The sequence below is a fragment of the Cyclobacterium sp. L-R genome (assembly GCF_056859355.1).
Genome location: NZ_JBSXOH010000058.1, coordinates 18,420 through 38,420, shown reverse-complemented (window position 1 = coordinate 38,420; position 20,001 = coordinate 18,420). Strand labels below are relative to the sequence as shown.

Annotated in this window: 12 protein-coding genes; 3 read left to right on the top strand and 9 right to left on the bottom strand. The window is 39.0% G+C overall.

All coding sequences use genetic code 11. From position 1 onward, the window contains the following. Nucleotides 1-27 precede the first annotated feature (27 nt). The 6 genes from AC13EX_RS07600 to AC13EX_RS07575 form a co-directional block, all read right to left on the bottom strand. Nucleotides 28-3,216 carry a SusC/RagA family TonB-linked outer membrane protein gene (locus tag AC13EX_RS07600; RefSeq protein ID WP_482892202.1) on the bottom strand — a complete coding sequence of 1,063 codons (3,189 nt, stop codon included), beginning with the start codon at nucleotides 3,214-3,216 and terminating at the stop codon, nucleotides 28-30. Between the two features lie 616 nt (nucleotides 3,217-3,832). Next, on the bottom strand, nucleotides 3,833-4,474 hold the full coding sequence (locus AC13EX_RS07595) for a GntR family transcriptional regulator (RefSeq protein WP_482892201.1): 642 nt from the start codon (nucleotides 4,472-4,474) through the stop codon (nucleotides 3,833-3,835). A 334-nt stretch (nucleotides 4,475-4,808) separates the two neighbouring features. Beyond that, the gene (locus AC13EX_RS07590; RefSeq protein ID WP_482892200.1) at nucleotides 4,809-6,434 is read right to left on the bottom strand and encodes a hypothetical protein; all 1,626 of its coding nucleotides are present in this window, start codon (nucleotides 6,432-6,434) and stop codon (nucleotides 4,809-4,811) included. Nucleotides 6,435-6,551: 117 nt separating this feature from the next. Further along, a complete protein-coding gene (locus AC13EX_RS07585) occupies nucleotides 6,552-7,274 on the bottom strand; it encodes a hypothetical protein (protein WP_482892199.1) in 723 nt (240 codons plus the stop codon). Nucleotides 7,275-8,068: 794 nt separating this feature from the next. Then, nucleotides 8,069-8,701 carry a response regulator gene (locus AC13EX_RS07580; RefSeq protein WP_482892198.1) on the bottom strand — a complete coding sequence of 211 codons (633 nt, stop codon included), beginning with the start codon at nucleotides 8,699-8,701 and terminating at the stop codon, nucleotides 8,069-8,071. 12 nt (nucleotides 8,702-8,713) lie between these two features. Further along, nucleotides 8,714-8,872 carry a hypothetical protein gene (locus AC13EX_RS07575; RefSeq protein ID WP_482892197.1) on the bottom strand — a complete coding sequence of 53 codons (159 nt, stop codon included), beginning with the start codon at nucleotides 8,870-8,872 and terminating at the stop codon, nucleotides 8,714-8,716. Nucleotides 8,873-9,472: 600 nt separating this feature from the next. Between AC13EX_RS07575 and AC13EX_RS07570 the strand changes: the two genes are divergently transcribed. Continuing rightward, nucleotides 9,473-10,054, top strand: a complete 582-nt coding sequence (locus AC13EX_RS07570; RefSeq protein ID WP_482892196.1) for a DUF6252 domain-containing protein — start codon at nucleotides 9,473-9,475, stop codon at nucleotides 10,052-10,054. A gap of 122 nt (nucleotides 10,055-10,176) precedes the next feature. On the opposite strand, the gene AC13EX_RS07565 is transcribed toward AC13EX_RS07570, so the two are convergent. From AC13EX_RS07565 to AC13EX_RS07555, 3 genes are all read right to left on the bottom strand, one after another. Continuing rightward, nucleotides 10,177-12,027 carry an ATP-binding protein gene (locus AC13EX_RS07565; RefSeq protein ID WP_482892195.1) on the bottom strand — a complete coding sequence of 617 codons (1,851 nt, stop codon included), beginning with the start codon at nucleotides 12,025-12,027 and terminating at the stop codon, nucleotides 10,177-10,179. A gap of 119 nt (nucleotides 12,028-12,146) precedes the next feature. Beyond that, on the bottom strand, nucleotides 12,147-12,293 hold the full coding sequence (locus tag AC13EX_RS07560) for a hypothetical protein (protein ID WP_482892194.1): 147 nt from the start codon (nucleotides 12,291-12,293) through the stop codon (nucleotides 12,147-12,149). A 659-nt stretch (nucleotides 12,294-12,952) separates the two neighbouring features. Next, nucleotides 12,953-15,520 carry an NB-ARC domain-containing protein gene (locus AC13EX_RS07555; RefSeq protein ID WP_482892193.1) on the bottom strand — a complete coding sequence of 856 codons (2,568 nt, stop codon included), beginning with the start codon at nucleotides 15,518-15,520 and terminating at the stop codon, nucleotides 12,953-12,955. Between the two features lie 687 nt (nucleotides 15,521-16,207). Between AC13EX_RS07555 and AC13EX_RS07550 the strand changes: the two genes are divergently transcribed. Both AC13EX_RS07550 and AC13EX_RS07545 read left to right on the top strand, forming a co-directional pair. Beyond that, nucleotides 16,208-16,885, top strand: coding sequence for a helix-turn-helix domain-containing protein (locus AC13EX_RS07550; protein ID WP_482892192.1), 678 nt, complete (start codon nucleotides 16,208-16,210; stop codon nucleotides 16,883-16,885). A gap of 611 nt (nucleotides 16,886-17,496) precedes the next feature. Next, nucleotides 17,497-19,977 carry a DUF5686 and carboxypeptidase-like regulatory domain-containing protein gene (locus tag AC13EX_RS07545; protein WP_482892191.1) on the top strand — a complete coding sequence of 827 codons (2,481 nt, stop codon included), beginning with the start codon at nucleotides 17,497-17,499 and terminating at the stop codon, nucleotides 19,975-19,977. Nucleotides 19,978-20,001 lie beyond the last annotated feature (24 nt).

Here is a 20,001-nt window from a genome sequence, read left to right as displayed (position 1 = left end):
GAAAGTTTAATCAGGTGTTTATTATTATTAAAAGGAAAGGTTCAACCCAAGGAGAAAGCTCCTTTGATTATTGGGATAGTTGGCCAAATCTATTCCGAAACTGGAACTACTTCCCGCTAACTCAGGATCTAAACCTGTATATCTAGTTATGGTAAATAAATTCAACGCCTGGGTATACACCCTCAGTCTGGTAAGCTTGAGTCTTTCCAAAAGTGATGGAGAAAAAGTATATCCCAACGTAAGGGTTCGCATCCTCAAGTAAGAAGCATCCTCAACAAAATAGGAATTAAATACACCCGCTGTACTAAAGCTATTTTGAGTTTCAATTTTAGGAACCGTTGTATTGGTATTCTCCGGAGTCCATGCATCCTTCAGCACATTGCTTTTGACCCCAACATAGGTACCAAAGAAATGCGTGTAAGCAGGAACAGTATTTACTGCTTCATTCCCCTGTGATCCATAAAGAATCGTGGAAAAATCAAACCCTTTATAAGACAAAGATAAATTAATCCCATAAGTAAAGTCGGGGTTTGGGTTACCGATAAATGTCCTGTCATCAGGTGTAATTTCACCATCCTTGTTCACATCCCTGTACCTAAACCTTCCCGGTTCAGCACCACTTTGTGCAGGTGCATTGTTGACCTCCTCTTCGGAGTTAAATAACCCTATCACGTCATAACCGAAAAAAGAACTAACTGGTTGACCTTCCTGATTCCTTACCATGCTACCCAATTGCTGATGGGAAGCCGTATTAAAATATCCAGGTTCTGGTATATTCACGATCTTATTGTCGTAGGCCGTAATATTACCTCCAAGGGAATATTCCAGCTCATTTATGAAATTACCTTTATAGGTAATGGAAAAATCAACCCCTGAATTTTGAATGTCACCAATATTTACTGTAGGGGGTGTAGCTCCACCTGCTGTTGCAAGGGTAGGCTGCACAAACAATAATCCATCAATTGACTTTTTATAGTATTCGACAGATAAATCAACTTTATAATTTAGAATAGAAGCATCAAACCCAGCATTGGTTACAATATTCCTTTCCCAACTGGTTCTGGTATTGCCACTTCTCGTTTGGAAAAAACCTTGAACTGCACTGTTACTTGTCCCCCTTATATCGTAATAAGCATTACTAATAGAGCCCCCAAAAAGGTCAAATTGGTTTTCAGGATTGATATTATTTTGAGACCCCAGGATACCATAGCTTCCTCTGAATTTCAAGTCATTAAGCCAAGTGATATCTTGCATAAAAGACTCCTCAGAGATTCTCCATCCCAATGAAAAGGAAGGAAAAACACCATACCTGCTTTGGGATCCAAACCTGGATGAACCGTCCCTTCTTACGGTAACGCCAAATAGATATTTGTCATCATAGGAATAATCTAATCTACTAAACAGGGAAAACAAGGCGTCTTTATAAAAGCTACTGTAGTTTAAGATATTGGAAGTACCGGTACTTAGTGTTCTATAGTCTACATCGGTAGAATAGTAATTTTGCCGTGATCCTCCAACAGACCTGCCGGTGTTGGTAATTGATTCCGTACCAAGCAACACGTTGAATGTATGACCTTTAAAATCCTTGGCATAATTCACCGTATTGGTCCACATCAATCGATTGGAAAAAGAGGAGCTTTCACTAAATGAATTGGGATTAAGAAAACCCTCCACATTTTCATACTGGGCAAATGAAAAGGAATTATTGTAACTATTGTTCACCACTGTAGCAAGACTGGTCCTGGCAGAAAAATCTTTCAGGAACCTCAATTCAGCAAAGACATTTCCTACAATATTCCAGGACCTGTCTTGGTTATCCGCAGCCCTTTCTCTATTGGCCACTGGATTTGAATTACTCCCTAAATTTATCCCAGCTCTCGTACCTCCATAATTCCCCTGGATATCATGGGTTGGTACAATTGGCATCATTTTGTACAAATTGGAAATGCCCCCAAATTGACTTTGTGTATTAAAGCTTGGATTTTCTCTATAGAAAAGATTTAGGTTTTGCCCTATGGTAAAATTCTCACCGAAATTAAAAGAAGTATTGATCCTGGCAGAATACCTTTTTAAATAGGTTTCAACTACGGTGCCTTGCTGGTTAAGATATCCAAGAGAAACCATGTATTTGCTTTTGTCTGTACCTCCACTAACACTTAGGTTTTGCTCAGCCGTAGGGGCTGGTTTAAAAAGCTCATGAAACCAGTCGGTACCCGTTTTGTTCACTTTTTGAATCAGGTAATTGTTCCCAGGATTCAAGGGATCAAAATTGTATTTTGAAGGATCTACAGCTGGATCACCAGACATAGCAATTCCCGAACCACTAGGTCCAGCATACATGTAATCTGGTATTCCGTCTCGATAAAGGGCATTGTTTGGGTCTGCAATTAAAGCCATTTCAGCAAATTCCTCTGGGTTGCGCACAATATTGAAAGGGTTTCCACTCAAAGGCATTTGCATGCTGTAAAAAGTATCAAAGGAAAACTGGGGTGCTCCAGATTTACCTTTTTTCGTTGTTACGATTATTACTCCATTGGAGCCCCGTACACCATAAATGGCTGCTGCGCCTGCATCTTTCAACACCTGAATAGACTCCACATCATTTGAACTTACATTATTTAAATCTGCCTGAACCCCATCTACAATTACCAAAGGTTGAGAATCACCAAATGAACTCACTCCCCTGATAAAAATATTGCTTATGGACCCGGGTGACCCTGAACTAATTACATTCACCCCCGAAGCCTGACCTTGCAAGGCCTGAGCAGCCGATCCAGAAGGAATCGACTTCAAGGCATCTGTATCCACCACAGATACGGCTCCAATGATATCTTTCTTTTGTTGGGTCGTGTATCCTGTGACCACAACTTCATCAAGCGAAGTAGCACCATCTTGGAGGCTAACATTAATAATTGATCGACCGCTGATAAGCTCTTCTACAGGCTCATATCCAATAAAGGAAAATACCAAACTGCCTTCACCAGAAACTTGTAGGCTGTACTCACCATTAACATCCGTAATCGTACCAATAGAGGTGTTTTTCAAAAGAATTGTTACGCCAGGAATTGGCTGAGCATCTGATGCAGAATGTACCGTGCCCTTAACCGTAAAACTGCTTTGGGCATTCACCAAGCCCGGTGCTATACCTGTCGCTAAAATAGCCAGATATAGCAAAAGCTTGCAATAATTGATAAGTGGTTGAAATAAGTTTTTCATTAGGGTTAAGTAAAGTGTCTCAAGTAGGTTTCCTCATTGATAATTAAATTATTGTTTACCAAACATATAATTTTTTGTTTACATTTAAAATCAAAATAAAAAAAATAACATAAAATTTTCATCTAACTTTATTACACACCATTTCGAAAGATAATTTTATACCTACTTAAAATACAGTTTTTTGCCTGTAAAATAAATTGATTTATCAATTGGCCTCCCTGAAAGACTTGGATTTTATTATGTATAATTCAATTTTATGTTTACAAAAAAATAAGATCTGTACCTCTAAACACCTACCTTTTCATTAACCACGACTTATGCATAAGTAACTTTTGTATTATCAGGCTAAGGTGAAACTTTTATAAATCTATTTGAAATAATTCATTTCAATACTAAGATTTGTCAAGTAGATTGGTAAAACATAAATTTGGATTCCAGCAATCCCAAAACAGCTGAAGGGAAAAAACTATGGTACAAGCCAGTGGGACTGAGGAAAAAAACAGTATTCATTTAGCTACATTTCCTCAAAAAATCTTAAGGATTTTCTTCTCCATTCCAGTATTTAAGGTAGAGCTTTAAACAACTCAAAACAAGGGATATTAAATTAGTAGCACCTTTACAACTCAAGATTAAAAGAAGCCATTTCACCCCTTAAGAGATGTTTTTTAAGCATTTCTTCAGCTTTAGCCAAGTCTTTATTTTTAAGAGCAGCCACTATCTCTCTGTGCTCTTCATCAGTATGTTCATAATCACTCATATGAACCTGAGTTTGCCCCAATTTCTGGTGAAAAAGTGGGATGTTGCTCATTTGGTAAATCTGCTTTAGTCTCGCATTACCAGACAGTTCAATCATTTTCTCATGAAACCTCACATCTGCTTCACAGGCCCCTTCAAAATACTCACGCTTAAACATTGTCGTAAAATCATCGCATATTTCCTCAAGGATGGCAATGTCTTTCTGATCCTGTTTTTGAAAAATCAATCGCAATGCGCCCAACTCGATAATTTCTCTTACCTCACGGATCTCCTTAACATCTTCAGGGCTTAGGCTTTTGACAAAATAACCACCCTTCTTCCCAAATACCACCAAGTTCTCCCCCAACAAACGATTCAATGCCTCTCTCACCGCCATTCTATTTACATTAAGATGAGTCGCCCAATAATCTTCTTTTAAGCGAACACCGGATACCAGGTGATTGGACAATATCTTCCTTCTTAGTTCTGAATAAACCTTAACGGAAAGGGATTCATTTTTCATTATTGGGGTGTTAAGTTCACAATACGACCTCAAAATAACACAAAAAAGATCATAAAAATAGGATTTTTATCACAATCATTAATTTTGTAAACATAATTAATGAATTCTGGCAAGAAAATCAGCTATTTTAAATATACATAAAATGTCAGAACGAGTGCATCAAAATCACTTCAAAATATACAAATGGCTACGATTTTTTTTAATTAATTAGGTAAAATAATTCCCGAAATTATTGATAAATTTGTCTAAAATAACGAATAGGTACTGGTTCGAAAAGAAAATTATATATTAGGTGAAATGGTGACTATTTTAGAATATCATCTTATCCGGTGATTTATTCTATAATTTCTACCAACATCCATCCTTCATTGGTTTTAACGAAGCGCCCTGTCTCGATATTAGCCATTCCGGCACCAATTTCTCCCATCATGGAATCCATCATTCCCCCTGATACTCCTCCTTTAATATTTTGTTTGATTGAATAGTCACATACAAATCCTCCCCGGCTGGCAGATTTTTCACAAGCAATCTTCTGGAAATATTCCAGAACAACCTCGGTACCCTTTAGGAACATACCCCCAAAAACCAGGGGAAGGTTCATGGGATTCTGCTTGTCCAATTTCGTATTTCCTATTTGTTTTATTTTTTTGTTTTTCAAATCAACCTGACTTTGAATTGCATACCTCATTTGAGCCTCTGTAGGCTCCCCGGAAGCAGTAGTTTCTCGCATCATGTCATCGATCTTCTTTTGTGCTTGCTGTCTGACAAGCCGTGCCATTTCAATTTCCCTTCTTCTTTCTTCAGCTATATATTGCCTTTCCAATGAATCAATTAGTCTCTCTAATCTTTGAACTGAAGGGTTTTGGCCCACATTATTTAAGATTTTGTTTCTAGCTTTTGCCAATTCGCCTTTGTTTGGAAGACTTCTGAAATACTTCTCTATCTTCTTCTCATTCTTTGTTATTATTTCAGCTTTTAATCGCTTCAGGTCAGCTAGCATACCCGATACTACAGGGAGATTGATAAACGCGTCCACATCATCAACAACATTTTGATAAATTCGCTCTAAACGCACTAAGGAAGAGAATTCGTTCATATCTATCCTTTTAAGCTCCTTCTCTCTAATATCTTGAAAAGCCGAAGCATAGTAGGTGGATACATAGGTATCTCCCATCTCCTTTAGTTTTACTTTTTGTCCGGATGAAATTTTAACAAATAATTCCCTGTGATTATTGGGGAAAGCTGCTATTTGGTCAACATGCAATTTATTGTGGGGCTGGCCTACGATTTGAAGCATTTTATCATTTAGCATGACATAGGCTACATTTTGTTCTTTACTTACCAAAAGGTCATTAAATGGTTTTTTTTCTTCCGGATAAAAATAGAAGTAGTCATTCCTCATAAAGCTCCGAAAAGTACGCAGTTCATTCCATGCTATTAATTCATTCGATTCCAATCTTAAAACCTTGAATTCATAATCCTTTTTTAAATCCTTTAATTCCTTCGTCAAATTTTTTGGAGTCAATAGTAGCCTCCCATCATCTCTAGCATTTAACAAATGGTAGCTTCCACTGACTTCGCGGTTGTATTTCCTTACCCATTGGCCCTGATCTCTATTTTTCACGAGAACATTTTTACTTTTCAGTGTACTCTTACTGACAGTAGCGGCTATTAAAAGGCCCCCTAATAAACCGGTCCCTCCATAGGCTGCCGCATTTTGTTCTTGACTTTCCAGCCCTATAAACACATCAGAATAATACCCATACGCACCGCCTGCTGCAACACCCAATATTGGGGCTATAAGCCATACGCTATTATTTTTCACCTTCCATTGAGGTTCGACTAAGATGGCTCCTCCCTTTGTATCAAACTTTTCTACTACGGTAGGCATTTTGCTGACGCAGGAAAAAATTGAAGAAAAACTGAGGGCCATCAGGAAACTTATCATTAACTTTTTCATATTGATGGAAGTTACTTTTAAGGATTATATTTGCAAGAATTGCTCATTGAGCAAGCTGAGATGAAAAATCAATCCACATGGCCAACCACCACAAGTGGTGGTTGGCGTTAAATTTTTCTATCTCCAGGAAAGATCAGTAAATTCTCCCTCAGATACTCTTATATATTCATCTCTTTTATTATCATATGCAGTGAAAGAAAAGACACCTGAAATAAGCTTTTTACTATGGTCAATTTTAGTGAAAACAATGATCAAATCGTCTGTATAGGATTCTCCATCCCTATACGTTCCAGCGCTAAAATGAACGACCTTGTTTTGTTTCAAACCGTCATTAGATAGTACATAGGTTTCCTTTACAATGTCACCCATCGCTCCGTAAATTACCAAACCATTATTACCAATTTCAAATTGTACCTGCCTCACCGTATCTCCAACACTAAGGTTTTTTAGTTTCAAATCAGTTACTGTCAGTGACAAGGCCACGCTTTGAGAATTGGTTGTCAATAGAGAAAGAATGATTATTTGGTAAATATCGTCCGAATTTAACTCTCCATTTATTTGGCCAATCACAAAATTTTCAATGTCAGTTTCATCTGAATTATCTACATGAATTGTCTCATCTTTCAATTTATATTTAATACTTCCTATTAAACCATGATTCTCTAAATCACCGTCAAACTCCTCCTCTTCCGAAGCCTTATCTTTTGTCTCATTGAGATTTTCAGTCAACTCCTCAGATATAGGATCATCATCTTCTATAGCAGGATCAACCTCTTCTTCAGTCATGGTACCGCAGGAACAAAGAAAGAGAACCAATATATAAACAAGTAAATTTTTCATAACCTATTAATTTTTGTTAAACTGAATTTGTAATTTATACAACCCTCTTTACCAGTTGATATGCTTAAATTCGCCACTGTAAACTTGTGCATAATTTGTCAAGAGATTATTTTTTTAACAATTAAAGGATAGCAGATTGAAAGCTTCTGGTCATTGTATTATTTAGTTAGAATAGCCATAAACTGAGGCTTTGAAGCACTCATTACCATCCAATTGATCCTTATCATTTGTCCCCAAGTTTTTGAACACCAGACTAGTTTTAGCTTTAGGTCGGAATAAAATTCTGTTTCCATATTGAAAAACCACAATGTTTATTTCCTGATTTTACAGCTCCGGCAAGGTAGTCTTTGCAGTTCCAACTTTTTGACAGACAGGATTATCTGTTGCATTTACTGGCATGATTAATGCGTATCCGAACATCATCGTGACATTTATAAGGAGGGTGGCAATGAAATTTAATTTTATCAAACATGATTTCTAAATTTTAAGTTACCCATGTTAAATAAGAGATTATTCATTTTTTAAACGGAATTTAATTATCTTGTTAAAAAGGAAAACTTCAATCCTTTAAAACAAAAGTAACTTTAGGTATTTTGGTTATTGTCACCACTTTTGGTGGTTTTACAATAAAAGTTCGGTTCGAAAAAAAATAGGGAGGGTTGGAATAGCTTTTTTCTTGTTCTACATTACCGGGAGAAATATTGTAGCGCGTGAAAATCCATTTTGTTTGCGCAAAAGATCAAAAAAAAATTAAAGTAGTCGGATAGAAGCAAAACTGCATCATTTACTTTTTCCTAATTTCTCATAAAGCCTCGCCCGACTATCCCCGTTTTGTGGTATGGGGATGGAAATGATTTTTTTTCTGCGGTTAGGAAGTTTTGGGTCAATCGAATATGGTTGTGCTTTATCTGTTCTATTTTGCTTAAGCAAATTACATGCTTTCGGCTAAGCTGAAAAAAATCCGCTTCAAGTCGTTCTTTATTTTCTCTAAAAAAGTTTTTCAGGCCTTTCGAAGTAAAAACCACGGGAAATTCCAGCCCGTCAAGGAAAGCACGAATGATTTTTCCATCCACCTCAAGTAAAACCAGCTTTTCCAAAGGTAGTGCGGTATGCTCCCCATGGGCAGTAGAGACTAAAATAGGAGTAGGTTTTAGAGATTTGGAAGAGGAAGGTTCTGAATTCCTTGTGCCTGACAAATTCCCCTGGGATTTCCTGATTACCAACAATTCGAGTTGATCTGCCAACTGTTGTCGTTGATAAGGTTTCTGATAGTAGCCAACCGGTGCGGTGAGCTTGGCCGTATCAAATCCTCCCGATTGCCTAGGCAAACCGGAAAGAAAGATAATTGGTATAGGTCTGGTTTGATTGATATGCTGCGCGAGTCGAATGCCGGCCTGTACATCACCATTTAAATCAATGTCCAGCAATGCAATATCCGGTTATACCGTTTGAAGAAGTTCGATAGCTTCAAGATAAGTTTCCGCAGGGCCGGAGACAGCTATTTCTCCATGCGGAAACAAAGATGCCAAATCAGATACTACTAAATCTCCCACTAAGGGATCGTCTTCCACGACCAATACCTTTGTTTGGTTTAGCACTTGCTTTCAGTTTAAGGGTTCAGAATTTTCGACCAATCAAATTGCTCGAAATAAAAAACATTGAATTTTAATTTTAAGAATAAAAAGCATGGAAAACAAATTCAATCCTTACCATTTACAGGTAGGTTAAAATCAAAAACCGATGAAAAAATTGTTTTCAGTTTCTAATTGTAACAGAGATCTCTTTCCTCATCGATCTTTCTCATTTTTTGTTCCGGTTCCATTGCTTTCCTTTAAACATACGAAATTTTCCTCTTCAAAACCTGACGAATCTATTGGTGGTAACCGTTCAAAAAGGTTTCAGAATAGATGCTCCCGACACCGCTCCTTTTTGATTTGTTGATATGGCTGATAATATAAGAAAAGAAAATTATTGGAAAAACCAGGCTTGTGAAAAACCGCGTTTCTTCGCAGAAAGATCTTCAGATTACCAGGTTTATCCTCTACCCCTACTAACGGTAATTTCATGAAGCTGATTTTTACTTCAATATCACCACTATTGGTGAGATCATTTAGATACCGACCTTCTATTTTTGTATTGTCTGCATATAGTTTGCCGGAAAAATAAATAAAACTGGATACACTTAAATTCTAAATTGTATGAAACAATTTCTTAGTTACTTATCGATAATTTTGATCTTCACAGGCTGTTTTGAACCGAAAGAAAAAACCCCTATTCTCCCCATTAATCAGGAAATAACTGCCAACATAGACGGAAAGGCCTTTAAAGCAATCAAAACACCGGAAAATTCATCGGATTTTGAGCACATTCAAACCAGCTTGGTGATTTTTTCAAATCAGAGAGGATTTGTATTGTTTTTCGCAGGGTTGGACTTGACCTGGGAAAATGCAGCTGCCGTGGATATTGGTCTTGTATTATCTGGGCCGGACTTTGCCTCCTTGAAGGCTGGAACTGTTTTTGAGAACAGGGGTACGGATACCGAACCCAGCTTCGGCACCTATTCTTCGGCAGGAAACTCAAGTATGGTCTTGCTTGATGAAGAAGTTGCCTATTCTGCGGTAACCGATGACTTTGGAGAGATAGAAATAGTAGTAACTGCAATAGACCATGAAGCGAAACGAATTTCGGGGACCTTTGAATTTACGGCAGTCGATCCGGATGAGAACCGGACGGTGGTGGTAACTGGAGGAGAATTTAAAAATATAAGCTGGGAGGAATAAAGTAAATATGCATCTGAAAATTGTTGTTATACTTATGCATTGTCAAAAAAATGGGAAACTAGAAAACCTTGTGGCACCTTGGCTAAGGCCGCAAGGTTTCAACAAAAATGGATTCGGATTATTTAGGAATTTAATCTAATCGTATACCAGGTCCCGCCTTCGTTTTTCACCGTCAACTCCGCCTTGATATATTTGGCCAGGCGGTAGATCAAGCCTGTGCCTACTCCCTGGTTTTGAGCCGAAACGGAAATCCCCCTTCCATTGTCTCCCACCTGAAGGAGAAATTGGGCGTCTGACCTTGACAAACAAACACTAATGCTGGGATTTGTAACATCGTTGGTAGCATGCTTAATCGAATTGCTTATGATTTCGGCAACCATTAATCCGCAGTTTAAAACCGTCTTCACCGGCAGAACTGCATCGGTTTCTATTTCCACTGAGTACGCAATATCCGGATGGGCTGGATTCGAAAAGGCTTCTTTCAACCTTTCGACAAGCCCTTTCAGAAATTCGCCCAGCGACACCTCTTCCTCATTTTCAATTCCATAAGTAAACTGTTGCAAGGAAGCTGCAGAAATGATGGAAGCTTCGACTTGCTGCAGTTTTTCCCGTGTAGCGGGATCCTCAAGTGAATTTGAAGTTATGCGAAGAAGGGACTGCATACGCATCAATATGTTGAATGAGCTGTGTTTTATTTCAAGCTTCTGAAGTGCGATAAGCGTATTTTTTTCTTTTAGCCTTCGGTTTAGCCGGATAAAGAAAAAAGTGACCAGCCCTGCAACAATAAGCCCCGCCAACAAAAACAGGATCATCTGGGCATTTTTTCTTGACTCGGCCCTGGCCAATTCCGCTTCCTGGGTCAGGTTTTGCGCTTCTAGATCCTTTTCCCTGAGGGCATAGCTTGCCTCCAACTGCTGCACATCAAGCTGCTCGGACTGGAAAATATCTTCCCGAAGTGCTGACAATTCTTTATGTGACTTTAATGCGGCATTGTATTTTCCCTGTTTTTCTAGCAGGGATGTTTTCAAAACAAGAAAGTCCAAATGAAGGTCTCTTATATAGACTTCCGCCAACAGCTTTGAAACGAGTGTCAAATAAGATTCCGCAAGACCGAATTCCCCTTTTTTCAAAGCCAATTTGGCCAGATTGGAAGAACAAGCGATTACCCCCTGGTCATTATCGGATTCCAAACAAAGTCGATTTGCTTCGGATAAGTATTGTTCCGCCAAATCCAAACTATCCATCGCCAAATAATCCTCCCCTATATTGTTGATCGTGGAAAACTGATCAGTTCTGGGTATTTTCAGCTTTTGCTTCAACTCCAAAGACTTTAAATTATAAAATAAGCTGCTGTCATAATACCCCAAATCAAATTGGCTCATGGCAATATTATTATACATGGAAGCCATTCTTGTGGAATCATTTAACGCTTTCGAAAATAATAAAGCCTCCCTATGGGCATCAAGTGCTTTGTCTATCTGTTTCAAATTATAATAGATCAATCCAGTGGAGTTGGCTAAATCAACGATATTTTCTTTGGCATTTATTTGCCTCGCCAATGTCAGTGCCAGTTGGTTATTTTCCAGCGCCTTTGAATAGCGCCCTAAAACCCGGTATACCAATGCCAGCGACTTATAAGAAACCACAATCCGGGATGTGTCTTGAAGCCGAATGGCCATTTCATTGGATTTTTGATAGTAGTAGGCACTAGAGTCGTATAGTTGGGCCTTGTAATACACATATCCCTTGCTATTAAACAGCTTTCTGGCACTTTCGGGGTTTCGTATCCAGGTTGGATATTGTTCAATCTGGCTATAAACTGCTGCGGCATCCAAAAAGCGACTTTCCTTTTTATAGTTTCCGGCAAGCTCATAAAGGGAATCGAATAAGGCCAGTTCTCCCTGTGCAGGTAAAAGGTGGGTTGATAAAACCGACAAAACGCAGGTCAATAAAAAATACTTAATCAGATTCATTAGAAATAAATTCATAGGTTGAAATACCCGCGGTTAAATATAAAAAAAAGCTCCGGAAAAATTCCGAAGCCTCATTATTTTTAATTTATGTTGAATGATATGTCTATTTTACTTTTTGATTAACCATCTCCCGGATCTGGTGGATCTGGAACTTTGAATGATCGTGAAGAGAATGGTTCCATGTCTGTTTTATCAGGCAACAGACCGCAGCCGCCGAGGGTCAGTGCCATCAATACGATGGCAACTGCCAATTTTAGCTTGTTCATTGTTTTGTCCTTTAAGGTTTGAGAAAACTTTAAAGGGGGGCTTTGGAGTGACGCAGGGGACTACCCCCCGTCAGACTGGCCTGAATCACTCCGGTATTTACAGCACTGCCAGGACCACGGCTTTTCCTACTAGCATTAAGGCTATCCGGACGTCTCAGGATAGCCCTGGATCAGCTTGTGGCCTTGTTTCAATAAAGGTGAGGAGGAACTAGCTAAAAAACATATCGGCGATCCATCGGCGATATCGTCTATCCATCGCCGATCAAATCGGTTTAAAAAAATCTTTAGGAAGTGGATATGGACGGGTAAAAAAAACAAATACCCTGAGTAGTTCTAATCCATAAACGCGCGTTTCGGATTCGCTATCGTACCATTTCGCAATTTCTAATAAACCGAAAACAAGGTTCTGCCATCCTCCCTGCCGGAAGGTAAGGAGCTAAATACTGCCATGATTGGAATAAAACTGATGCCTAACCGGAATACACGAAAGGTAAAGTTACCGGAATTTCACCCGGTTTTTTTTTGCACGATGTTGGGTAAAAAAGTAAACCGGAGTAGGGGTCATTTAAGAGGGATAAAAATCCAACATCTGAAAGAAGGTTCAAAAAAATCTATTCCTTAAGGAATTAAACCCAGTCCCTTACAACCTGAAAAAAGACTTACCCTCTATTAAGAGCATCCTCAACTGCTTCCAGCCAACTTTTTGCGACCTGCGTTATTTGATGTTCTTCTCCAAAATGGTGCAGCGCAAGGGCCTTAATTAACAAGCTTTGGGCCCTAAGCAGGTTTTCTTTTCCTTCTATGTAATACAATACAGAAGCCAGGTTTACGCGAAGGATAACGGTTTGAGGAGAATCTTTACCAAAGTTTTTCAGGTCAGAAGCCAGCGCCTTCTCCAGCTCTTCCGCTGCACGATCCAGGTGCTCCCGGCCTCCGAGATCCTTAAGCACTAAAGCAAGGTTGGAGCGACGGGTCGCTACTGTCGGTGCGTCCTCGCCAAAGTTTTTTAGGTCAGAAACAAGCGCCTTCTCCAGCTCTTCCGCTGCACGATCCAGGTGCTCACGGCCTCCGAGATCCTGTAGCACTAACCCAAGGTTGGAGCGACTGGTCGCTACTGTCGGTGCATCTTCACCAAAGTTTTTTAGGTAAGAAACCAGCGCCTTCTCCAGCTCTTCCACTGCACGATCCAGGTGCTCACGGCCTCCGAGATCCTTAAGCACTAACCCAAGGTTGGAGCGACAGCGCGCTATCGCCGGGGCGTCTTCGCCAAAGTTTTTCAGGTCAGAAGCCAGCGCCTTCTCCTGCTCTTTCGCTGCACGATCCAGGTTCTCACGGCCTCCTACAAATAGCAAAAGTACAGCAAAATCATTCAAAAATGCACTATATTCCGTTTCTTCACAACCTGTTAAGTGATTGGCAAGCTTTGCGGCGATCGGCTGCCATTTGAACTTGGTATGCATATTATCCTGGTCAGGTTCCTCTCGAATCAAGGACTTGACCCGTTTCACCAATCCTTTTCCTTCTTCCCAGAGGACTTCCTGATGCTTCTTTATGGTCAGGTCCTGGATGACGGGACTTATACGAAACTGGGTTAAGCCATCGCCACCAATCCAGCCTTTGGCGTACAGCTTCTTTAAATTATTGCGTAACAGACGATTTTCCTCAGGTTGAAAAAGCTCAACTAAAAAAGGCACGGTGTGATTACCTGATGGCAGCAAGGCCAGATTAATCAACAAAGAATTGAGGTTTTTGTCTAATTTGGAAAAGTCATGTAAAATATTCAGGATGTCTGTAGCGGTTGCTACATCATTTTTTCTTCGATAGAAGGCATAGTTTGTCTTCACCGCTTCCTGGCTTTCTTCCAAATACAATCCATGCGTTTCTAATCGATCCAAAAATTCCTTTAGTCCAAACCTACCTTCCTCCATTTCCCAAAACTCTTCCCGGAGTTGCTTGGCAAAGATTTCGATTAAGAGAGTATTGTACCCGATGGCCAAAATTAGTTTGTCCAGCAAAAACTCAAATTCCTCTCCGGATTCCAGTGATTTCCCGGACCGGCTCCGGTAATGGATTTTAAAAAGCGCCTTGGCTGCCGGTTTCGAGAGGGCCGGCAGTTCGAACTCCTGAATCCCCTCCCAATCCATTCTTCCTCTGCTAGTAACCAGTACATCCCACTTAAAGCCCTGGAATGCCGTTATAAAATCGGTAATATCACCTTCCACGTTGTCCAGCACGAGTAGAAAATCTTCCTCCATCCCTTTCAGTTGGTGCTGTATCATTAGCAGCCGGTCCTTTTCATCTACTCCCTGAAAATTCAATCCCAGGAAATGGGATAGTTCAAAAATTGCCTTTAACGTTCCCTGTTCACAAAACAACCAGGCCACAGTTTTATAGGCCATCTTACTTATTGACCTGTGATAATAGGCAGCTGCGGTGGTGGATTTACCCATTCCACCCTCCCCATGGATGACTAAGGTTCCGAGTTTGTGAAGCTGTTCGGTAATATTATTCAGATCCTCTTCCCTACCTATAAAGTACTCGGTCTTGGGTTCAGAAACGGCATTGGGAACCAATTCGCGAGGCTTTTGGCTTAGCTTTTTACGTGGTCCTATTTTTTCTCTACTAAGTGTAACAGCCGAACCCGTAAGGAGGGCCTGATATATAGGATCTTTGTCAGCTTGATAATTATCCCCGAATTCTCTCTCCAAATATTCCTTAAAATTAGAGAAGCCACAGAATGTAGATAACAGGTCCAGAAACCCGGGATTCATGTGTTTTGTATCTTCCTTTTGATAGGTACAGCGTTTGGTGAAAAGCCAAAAATCTTGAATCCTCCTCAAGGTTGACGGCTTATATTTAAACCCGCTGGATTCCATAATACCATCGATTTTTTCGAAATCAAAGGTTTTAATTTTACTCCTGTCCGGAGTATGTTTACCTTTCCCCATAAGTATGTTCAGGAATTCATTTAAATACTTACAGGTATTTAAATCTACTTCTTCCCTATCGTAAGGTGACAAAAAAGCCGACGCATCTAGTGACAACTCAGGCTTACCGGGGTACATTGTCGCTACGTAAGCTCTTTCATTTTTCAAAAACTCCCGAAAAGATTCCCCAAACCGAACACCTATCCTATAGTAAGGGTAATATTGTGAAAAGGGCATAGGAAGAGAAGCTAATTTTTTGTTTTGGGAAATTAGTTCACCTGTCCTGGATCGTGGTGCCATAAAATCTACATTTTTAAGGAAACTCAAGATACCAAAATAGTCCCTCCATTCTAAAGCAAGGGCTGGCTTTCTATCATTTTTTTTGTTTATCGGATACCTTAAATCCGGAAACCTTCCAGGTTTTTTTGATAATCAGCCTGATGTTAAAATTAGGCGAGTGAAACCTGGAAGGTTTTATCTCTATAAGAACCATTTGATTAAAGAAATATGCTGCGGAATTTAGAGGGTACTAAAAAATGCATTTCATTGCAAATCCTCCATATACTATTGCTGGAGGAAAAAGCTCTACCCTAATATCCCTTAGGCATATAAATTGATTTTTTACCCCCCAGCAGCTTTAATTACGCCTATGGATTGTGTTGTTTCAGCCCTCCGAACCTGTCACTTTTGAGACCTAATCCGCTGATGTTATCTCTTCATAATAATTGATATTGCTAACAAAGACTCGATTTATTTTATGTAGAGAATAGAAGGCTTCGAAAACATTAACCACAAGTATTTGGGTACCTAGGTAGTTTTTGCCTAAAAGATTTGGGGAAAAGTAATGGCATTGATCCAAAACTCATTCCAGGAAAAGGAACGTTCATCCCATGATTGCCTACCTTCGTGAATTTCATTTCTGTTCTTTCGCATTCTTGTTTTTATTGACTACCAAAACTAGTGGAAAAATGATAAAGTCAAGTTACAATGGGACCTAATAAAACGATTGAACATAAATTGATCGAAGCAAAAATGGAAGCCTTTCGACTAGCTGCAGACTGGATTCCAGGAATCAAAATCATCCAAAGAAGAAATCCTTCTGAAAATCTATTCATATGTACCAGGGGACTTGAAAAATATAAACTCACAGAAAACTTTTTTCGACACCTTCCCTGCCATGAATTCAAAAAGCTAATTTTTGACCCGAAAGCGACCCATACCTGTCTGATAGGAGGCAGAGAGGCTGATGAAAACATTCCACCAACGAAGGAATTTTTTATCCGACAAGATCCGCTTAATGAAGAGCAAGAAATGGAACTGATTATTGTCCATCACCTTCTGCCAGATAGCCTTGGAATTGCGCGTTATTTCTTTATTCAGATCATTCCGCTAAGTTTCCAGTCATGGGCTGCTCCCAAGACAAAACGGATCGCTGAGGAGATCGCCTTCTGCAAGAAAAACAAAGAGAAATTTTCGCAGCTAACCGACAGAAACAAACAGGTCCTTTCACTAATGGGACGTTGTCAGAAGGCCGAAGAAATCGGTGAGGAATTGAACATTGGTGTAAATACAGTAAACTCCCATAAAAAGAGAATCAAAGAACTATTGGATACCAACGAAACCTGGGATTTGGTCCAATATGGCTTCGCTTTTGACTTGGTATAACTTTACTCGGAACATGTTTCGGACAAACCATCATTTATAGAATTTAATTTTATATAAGATAATTATATGCCTCAGCATTAGTCTAAAATTTAATTGCTAATAAAAAAACTTTTGGAGTTCGTATTTCCTGAATTATAATTAAAAGGTAACAATCCATGCAAAATTAAACTCGGTAAACTACACGACCCTAATGAACAGGCAAAACTTGTTATTATCCTCCCCGCTGAAATACACGCTGATTTTTTTATCCAAGCTCACTATTTTTCAGCCCAAATAAACTTTTTAAAAGTTTAGCATTTGAGAGTTCATTCTACTTTAAACTGATTTTAACTCAAGATTACATTATTATTAAAACATCTGAAAATGCCCTAAAAAGAAATCACCTCAGAATCATTTCCATTTTTAGGGAAATTTCCCTCCATAACCTGCTCCAAAAGAATAAAAACCCATGGGAATCTTTTAGTTTAACCAAAGAATAGCTTCATTATTGATTAAATTAATATAATTGCTTAACAATTAAATTCTTTCAAATAGAACTTTTGCCAACTAATTTCGATTAACAACCTATGGCAAATCATTTTTAGCCAAAGAATATAATTAACAACTGAAAATTGAAAACAAAACTTATATTTTTACTTCTTTTAACCCTATTGTCATTATCTACCTATGGACAGGTGGTTATAAAAGGAAAAGTTACTGATGCTGAAACAGGTGATCCTATCCCTTTCGCCTCAGTATTGCTACAGGGTACCAGTGTAGGGAACTCTACAGATTTTGAAGGGAATTTCCTTATCACAAGTAGCAGTAGGGCAGACAGCCTCTTGGTGACCTATATAGGATATCTACCACAGGCAAAAGCCATAGAAAGCGGTAATGAGCACACAATTAATTTCCAACTTAGGCCCTCTGATATCCAATTGGAGGCTTTTGTATTTGTAGCAGGAGAGAATCCTGCCTATGATATTATACGGAAGGCTGTGGAAAAGAAAAAACAGTTTGACAAGCGGAATCTAAATGCATACGAAACAAAAAACTATACAAAGATTGAAATTGATATAGACCATGTTTCAGAAGCTTTTACAAAAAGAAAAGCGGTTCAGAAAGTAACGGCCGTTTTAGACTCCATCAAACAACTGACCAACGATGAGGGAGAAAAGATTTTGCCTGTCTTCTTCTCGGAAACTCTTTCTTCCTTTTATTTCAGGAATAACCCTGAACTTAAAAAAGAAGTAGTGGAAAAATCCAAGGTTACGGGTGTAGGGATTACAGATGGTTCAACTGCCTCCCAGATCACTGGTTCAGCATTTCAAGAATACAACTTCTATAAAAACTGGCTAAATATCCTCGAAAAAGAATTTGTTTCCCCAATTGCAGATGGTTGGCGGGGCTTTTATGATTACGACTTGCTGGATTCTATCAAAATTGGAGAAGACTCCGTTTATGCTTTGCAAGTTTATCCCTTGAGAGAACAGGACCTGGCATTTACAGGAACCATTTGGATAAATAAAGAAACCTACGCCCTCAAACAAGTAGATCTTACCATACCAAGAGAAGCCAACCTGAACTTTATCGAAAGAATAAAAATTCAACAGGAATTAACGCCAACACAGCAGGGGGCATTAATTCCTTCAAAAACACGTGTACAGGTAAAAATTGGTCAGATAACGCCAAAAACTGCAGGCTTGTTGGCGAAATTTTACACAACGATTGACAGTATTCGTACAGGAGACCCTAAACCTACCTCCTTTTTTAATCAGGCAGTCGTTCTCCAACCTGATTTTGATTCTGAAGGAGCGGAATTTTGGAATCAAAATAGAAAAGATCCACTTAGTACAGAAGAACTCGCTGTTCTTCAAATGGTAGACACCCTTAATAAAATCCCTGTTATTCGATTTTATTCAGAAGGTTTAAAATTTCTTGCTACCAGCTATTTGCCCATAGGTAAATTTGACCTTGGCCCATGGCCAGGCTTTTTCAATTATAACAATGTAGAAGGAGTAAGAGTAGGCGCAGGATTTCGGACAAATATGAAGTTCAGTAATAAGTGGGCTCTTGAAGGCTATGCAGCCTATGGCTTTTTAGACCAAAGGTTAAAATACCATGGAGGAGTGACTCGAATTTTAGACAGAAACAGATGGACCACCATTAAAATTTCCACGCAGAAAGAGATCGATCAGGTTGGACTAGAAATGGAGAACCTAGCCGGAAACAGTGTATTCCTTGCCGCGAGTAGATTTGGGACACTCCGAAAACCTTTTATATCCACCAACCATAAATTGGAGCTTAGAAGGGAATTATTCAAAGGATTTATTTTATCAGGTGGTCTTAAATTGAATCACTTTGACCCTTTGTACAATTTTTATCATAGAGACGAAGTGGGTTCTGAGTTGAAATCAGAATTCAATACAACCGAAGCCAAAATAGGTGTTCGGTATGGTAGAGATGAAACCTTTATTATCAATGACAATGAGCGAATTTCCTTAGGACCATCCCGATGGCCAATTTTCGCGGTGAATTATTCTCAAGGTTTTAAATGGCTTAAAGGTGAATACAATTACTCAAAAATGAACCTAGTTATTTCCCAAAAACTAAATATGGGCATGTTAGGCATTTCCAAATACGAGGCAGAAGCCGGTAAAGTATTCGGTGAAGTACCCTACCCTGTTTTGGAAAACCACCTGGGAAATGAAACCCTGTTTTATACAACAGCAGCATTTAACACCATGAATTTTAACGAATTTGCCTCTGACCAATATTTCAGTATTCGCTACAGACACTTTTTTGAAGGTTTCTTATTGAATAAAATCCCTTTAATTAAAAAATTAAAATGGAGGGCTGTAGCAAATGCCAATGTGCTATTTGGTTCGGTCAGCGAGGCCAACAAGTCTCATGCTCCTGTGATGGATCCTGAAGGTTTTCCTTTACAACCATTCCAAGGCTTAGACTCAAACATGCCCTATCTGGAGCTAGGTTATGGGGTGGAGAATATTTTTAAGTTTTTTAGGGTAGATTTCTTTCACCGAATGACTTACCTTGATGATCCGGACACCGAACCATTCGCTGTAAAAGTCAGCGCACAAATAATCTTCTAAAAAGTAAGTAAAGATGCTATGGTG